At 43.1% G+C, this 4126-nt stretch carries 8 protein-coding genes; 6 read left to right on the top strand and 2 right to left on the bottom strand.

What is annotated here, in order from left to right; translation table 11 throughout:
• The 5 genes from IH879_20910 to IH879_20890 all read left to right on the top strand — a co-directional run.
• The coding region (locus tag IH879_20910; GenBank protein ID MCH7677389.1) for a hypothetical protein at positions 1-524 on the top strand (524 nt) is incomplete at its 5' end.
• 1 nt (position 525) lies between these two features.
• Positions 526-915: a RidA family protein gene (locus IH879_20905; protein MCH7677388.1), complete on the top strand. Its 390-nt coding sequence runs from the start codon at positions 526-528 to the stop codon at positions 913-915.
• Positions 916-931: 16 nt separating this feature from the next.
• Positions 932-1399, top strand: coding sequence for a GNAT family N-acetyltransferase (locus IH879_20900; protein ID MCH7677387.1), 468 nt, complete (start codon positions 932-934; stop codon positions 1397-1399).
• 3 nt (positions 1400-1402) lie between these two features.
• Positions 1403-2077 carry a nitroreductase family protein gene (locus tag IH879_20895; protein MCH7677386.1) on the top strand — a complete coding sequence of 225 codons (675 nt, stop codon included), beginning with the start codon at positions 1403-1405 and terminating at the stop codon, positions 2075-2077.
• Between the two features lie 245 nt (positions 2078-2322).
• On the top strand, positions 2323-2883 hold the full coding sequence (locus IH879_20890) for a DNA-3-methyladenine glycosylase I (GenBank protein ID MCH7677385.1): 561 nt from the start codon (positions 2323-2325) through the stop codon (positions 2881-2883).
• Positions 2884-2960: 77 nt separating this feature from the next.
• On the opposite strand, the gene IH879_20885 is transcribed toward IH879_20890, so the two are convergent.
• Together IH879_20885 and IH879_20880 are read right to left on the bottom strand one after the other, a co-directional pair.
• The gene (locus tag IH879_20885) at positions 2961-3119 is read right to left on the bottom strand and encodes a hypothetical protein (protein MCH7677384.1); all 159 of its coding nucleotides are present in this window, start codon (positions 3117-3119) and stop codon (positions 2961-2963) included.
• A gap of 2 nt (positions 3120-3121) precedes the next feature.
• Positions 3122-3274, bottom strand: coding sequence for a hypothetical protein (locus tag IH879_20880; GenBank protein ID MCH7677383.1), 153 nt, complete (start codon positions 3272-3274; stop codon positions 3122-3124).
• Positions 3275-3636: 362 nt separating this feature from the next.
• Between IH879_20880 and IH879_20875 the strand changes: the two genes are divergently transcribed.
• Positions 3637-3957 carry a hypothetical protein gene (locus IH879_20875; protein ID MCH7677382.1) on the top strand — a complete coding sequence of 107 codons (321 nt, stop codon included), beginning with the start codon at positions 3637-3639 and terminating at the stop codon, positions 3955-3957.
• Positions 3958-4126 lie beyond the last annotated feature (169 nt).

The following is a 4126-nucleotide window of genomic DNA, read 5'->3' as shown; positions in this document are numbered from 1 at the left end:
GCCGAGACGGCCAGCATTTTGTTGCAATATTTAATACCCAAACCAAAACAGGGGATGTCTTTTTGGACGGCACAAAAGTCATCGAGGACTCTACAAAAGCCAAATGGATAGAGAGAGCCTACGGCCGATATATTAACGACAGCTACTGGTTGATTATGCCATACCAGCTCAACGACCCTGGCGTAATTTTGAATTATGAAGGTGAGAAAGAAATCGAAGGTCAAGTTTATGACCTGGTCAAAATAACCTTTGAAGATGTCGGATTAACCCCGGATGACACCTACTGGGCTTACATCGGCAAAAGCGACCGGTTAATGCACAAATGGGAATACGTCCTGCAGGGCCAGGAGGCTGACGCCAAACCATCCGGGTCCTGGTGGAGAGAGTGGCAGACTTTTGGTAATATCAAACTTGCAATAAACAAAGAATTTGAAGGCCGTCCGGTGCGCATTTATTTTGAAAACCTTATCGCCTCTACGGAAGCGGATAAAGAAATTTTTCAACTAACTTCAAAGACATTCTAAAGTGGAAAGGAAAAATATTTCAACCGGAACCAAATGGGAGACTATCGTTGGCTACTCCCGTGCGGTGCGAATCGGCCCGCACGTTCATATCACAGGAACTACCGCCACAGACGAAGAAGGCAAAATTGTCGGAGGTGATGATCCGTATGCGCAAGCAATACAATCGCTCAAAAATATTGAAACCGCGCTGAAAAGAGCAGATGCCTCACTCGAAGATGTGGTTCGCACTCGTATTTATGTCACCAATATTGATGACTGGCAAAAAGTGGGCAAGGCCCATCATGAATTTTTTAAAGACATTCGGCCGGCGACCACGATGGTGGAAGTCAGCCGTTTGATTTCACCGGAAATTATTGTGGAAATCGAAGCGGATGCTTATGTTTCTGAATAAGTAAATTAAAGTTTCAATGTTAAAAATTGTGCCTGCCGCTAAAGAGGATCTCCAGCACATCCGAGACCTTTTCAAGGAATATGCAGAGTCACTGAGTTTTGACCTCTCTTTTCAGGACTTTGAACACGAGTTCTCCGAACTTCCTGGCGGGTATGCACTTCCTGAAGGCCGTTTGCTAATCGCCAAATATGGATCAAAAGTTGCCGGTTGTGTTGCCTTGAGAAAAATCGATAAGGCCACTTGTGAAATGAAGAGATTCTTTGTACGCAAAGGATTTCGAGGCAAAAAAATTGGTAAAAGCCTTGCGGAATCCATCGTTGAAGAAGCGCGCCAAATTGGCTACCTGCGTATGCGCCTGGATACGACACCTGAGATGCAAAATGCCATTCGGCTTTACCAGACTCTAGGCTTTGAGACTATTGAACCCTACCGGGTTAACCCTGTTAAGGGAGCGACATTTATGGAACTCAATTTAGAAAAATAACAAATGGAAACCAAAAAACCAAAGTTTATTCCACTCCCAAATCAAACCGAATTTTCCCCGGCTAAAATGCAAAAACGCGCAACCGATTTTTATGAAGACATAAAACGGCGGCGAACCGTTCGTGATTTTTCAGATCGGCCGGTACCAAAAGAGATCATTGAAAAGTGTCTACTTGCCGCCGGAACTGCACCCAACGGTGCCAACAAACAGCCGTGGTACTTCGTCGTAGTCACAGACCCGGAGATAAAAAAGAAAATCCGGGAGGCTGCTGAAAAAGAGGAGGAGGCCTTTTACAGCGGCCGTGCGCCGGATGCATGGCTGGAGGCTTTGGCTCCATTAGGAACCGATGCGAGCAAACCTTTTCTTGAAACGGCTCCGTACTTAATTGTTATTTTTGCTCAAAGTCATGAACTCACTACCGACAATATAAAATCAAAAAACTACTACGTACAAGAATCAGTGGGTATCGCCACCGGTATTCTCGTCACTGCAATTCATCATGCCGGATTGGTCTCTCTCACCCATACACCCAGCCCAATGGGTTTTCTAGGCAAAATTCTCAAACGCCCGGCGAATGAACGAGCTTATTTAATTCTTGTGGTTGGCTATCCCGAAGAAAATGCCAGGGTTCCGGATATTAGCAAGAAGTCACTGGAAGAAATTGCAACATTCGTATAAAAGATAGACACAGAGGACACAAAGATGCACAAAGATCACAATGAAAAAACAAAATATCTATAAAAAACTATGCCTAAAAAACAGGACTATAAAAAATCAGTGGGCAAAGCAACTGTCTGTTTTTATTCAATACAACATTTGGGCATTTAAAAATTAAATAGTCCTTTGTACTTTCAGAAAAACTCTCTCTGTTCTTTGTGAATCTCTGAGACCTCTGTATTCCTTTTTATTAAGAGAGGCGAAAAATGAAAACCAGATGTGAATGGGCCGGCTCAGACCCGCTCTATCTTGACTACCATGATAAAGAATGGGGTATCCCCGAGCACAACGACCAAAAGCTGTTTGAAATGCTCATCCTTGAAGGCGCGCAAGCTGGATTGAGTTGGATAACCATTCTTAGAAAGCGAGAAAATTACCGCAAAGCTTTTGATAATTTCGATCCCAAAAAAATAGCTGCATACAATAAAACCAAAATTCAAGAACTTCTCAATAATGAGGGGATTGTTCGCAATAAACTCAAAGTTAACGCTGCCGTTCAAAATGCCGGCGGATTTCTCGAAATCCAAAAAGAATTCAGCGATTTCGATACTTACATCTGGCAATTCATTGGCGGCAAACCCAGGCCGAACAGCTTCAAACAATTAAAAGACCTTCCCGCAAAAACTCCTGAGTCCGAAACGATGAGTAAAGATCTACTCAAACGCGGTTTTAAATTTGTCGGTCCGACTATTTGCTATGCCTTTATGCAAGCGGTTGGCATGGTGAACGATCATGTGGTGGGCTGTTTTCGATATGATGAATTTTAACTTCTGCTGTTTTTGCCTGACGCTTTTCTTGACACAATCGGAAATATTTGTCAAAGAGTTTGAAAAACGCAGGCAATTTACTCCAATGCATCAATTCGGTGACCGAGAATCTTAATTTTGTAACTGCCAAAATCTATATCAGTGAAAACAACTTTACCTTCAGAATTCGATTCGCCATCATCGAGATACTTGTCACGAGACGAATAGAGTTCTACGATAACGCTGGGAAATCCCACGTTTATGACCACGTCTCCCCCGTATGCGCCACCTCAACAAATTCGCTTTTTGGAATTTTTTCATCACCCCGAAACCCTAAGACCGGTTCAAATGGCGTTAAGGAGAGTCTGATCTCATCGATGAAGTCTTTTACATCTTCTGCAATCTCTTTCATTTTTGTTTTTCTTAACGTCCGGATGTGCTGAGGAACCATCTAATTTTTGATCCAGAGCCCTTCCTATTCTTACAACCAGATTTTCAGAAACGGGAATATCGCTAAGCTCAACATCATCAAAAGTAAAGGCCTTGGGTAGAAGACTCAAGAGGGCGTTACAATTGTGACCTTCGCCGGCGTGATTGAGAACAGCTTCCGTTTGCACTTTAGATGCCCTCCCCACTGCATATGCTTCCAGCTCTCCACGAATCTCTGCACACGCTTCCCGATTTTCAAACTGTTGATCGTGAACAAGTTTCTTCAGCCAATTTAACTTCTCGCGACATTTTTTACATTCGGCCAGATGTTGATCATAAGCGCTGGTGAATCGGCAAGATGACTGCGACTGTACAACTGCAGGCGCCGATGGTTTTGATGATCTGACCCTTAAATTTGATACCCAAGCGATTGTGGCCGCCCTGGAAAATATTGAAGATGGCGATACCGTGGGTTTAACCCTTACGGCTGAACTGTTCGATTGCACACTCATTGAGGGCAAGGATTGCGTAATTATTAAGAAGAAGAAAAAACAGAAGAGCGGAACAAACGGTAAAAGTGCTCTCTCAACGGTTGTGGAAAGTTTCTCATTGGCGAAAACTATCCCAATCCATTTAATCCAACGACCACCATTAAATATGCCTTGAAAGAAGACACTCAGGTTACCTTAAATTATAGAATATCTGCAGACACGCTTTATTTGGTTTTGGAGGATTTGAAATTCCCTATCAATTTACCTTCGAGACGACTTTTGATGGGAATGTTCTCAGGTTAGCCAATGACAGTACCTTTTACGATTTCAATGACGACAACATT

This window comes from candidate division KSB1 bacterium (assembly GCA_022562085.1).
Classification (GTDB): domain Bacteria; phylum Zhuqueibacterota; class Zhuqueibacteria; order Oceanimicrobiales; family Oceanimicrobiaceae; genus Oceanimicrobium.
The sequence above is the reverse complement of the archived record's forward strand: the minus strand, read 5'-3'. Positions and strand labels throughout refer to the sequence as shown.

Coding starts and splice junctions, on each gene's coding strand:
- IH879_20890 (MCH7677385.1), top strand. CDS start 2,323: ATGAAAACCAGATGTGAATGGGCCGGCTCAGACCCGCTCTATCTTGAC.
- IH879_20880 (MCH7677383.1), bottom strand. CDS start 3,274: ATGAAAGAGATTGCAGAAGATGTAAAAGACTTCATCGATGAGATCAGA.
- IH879_20900 (MCH7677387.1), top strand. CDS start 932: ATGTTAAAAATTGTGCCTGCCGCTAAAGAGGATCTCCAGCACATCCGA.
- IH879_20895 (MCH7677386.1), top strand. CDS start 1,403: ATGGAAACCAAAAAACCAAAGTTTATTCCACTCCCAAATCAAACCGAA.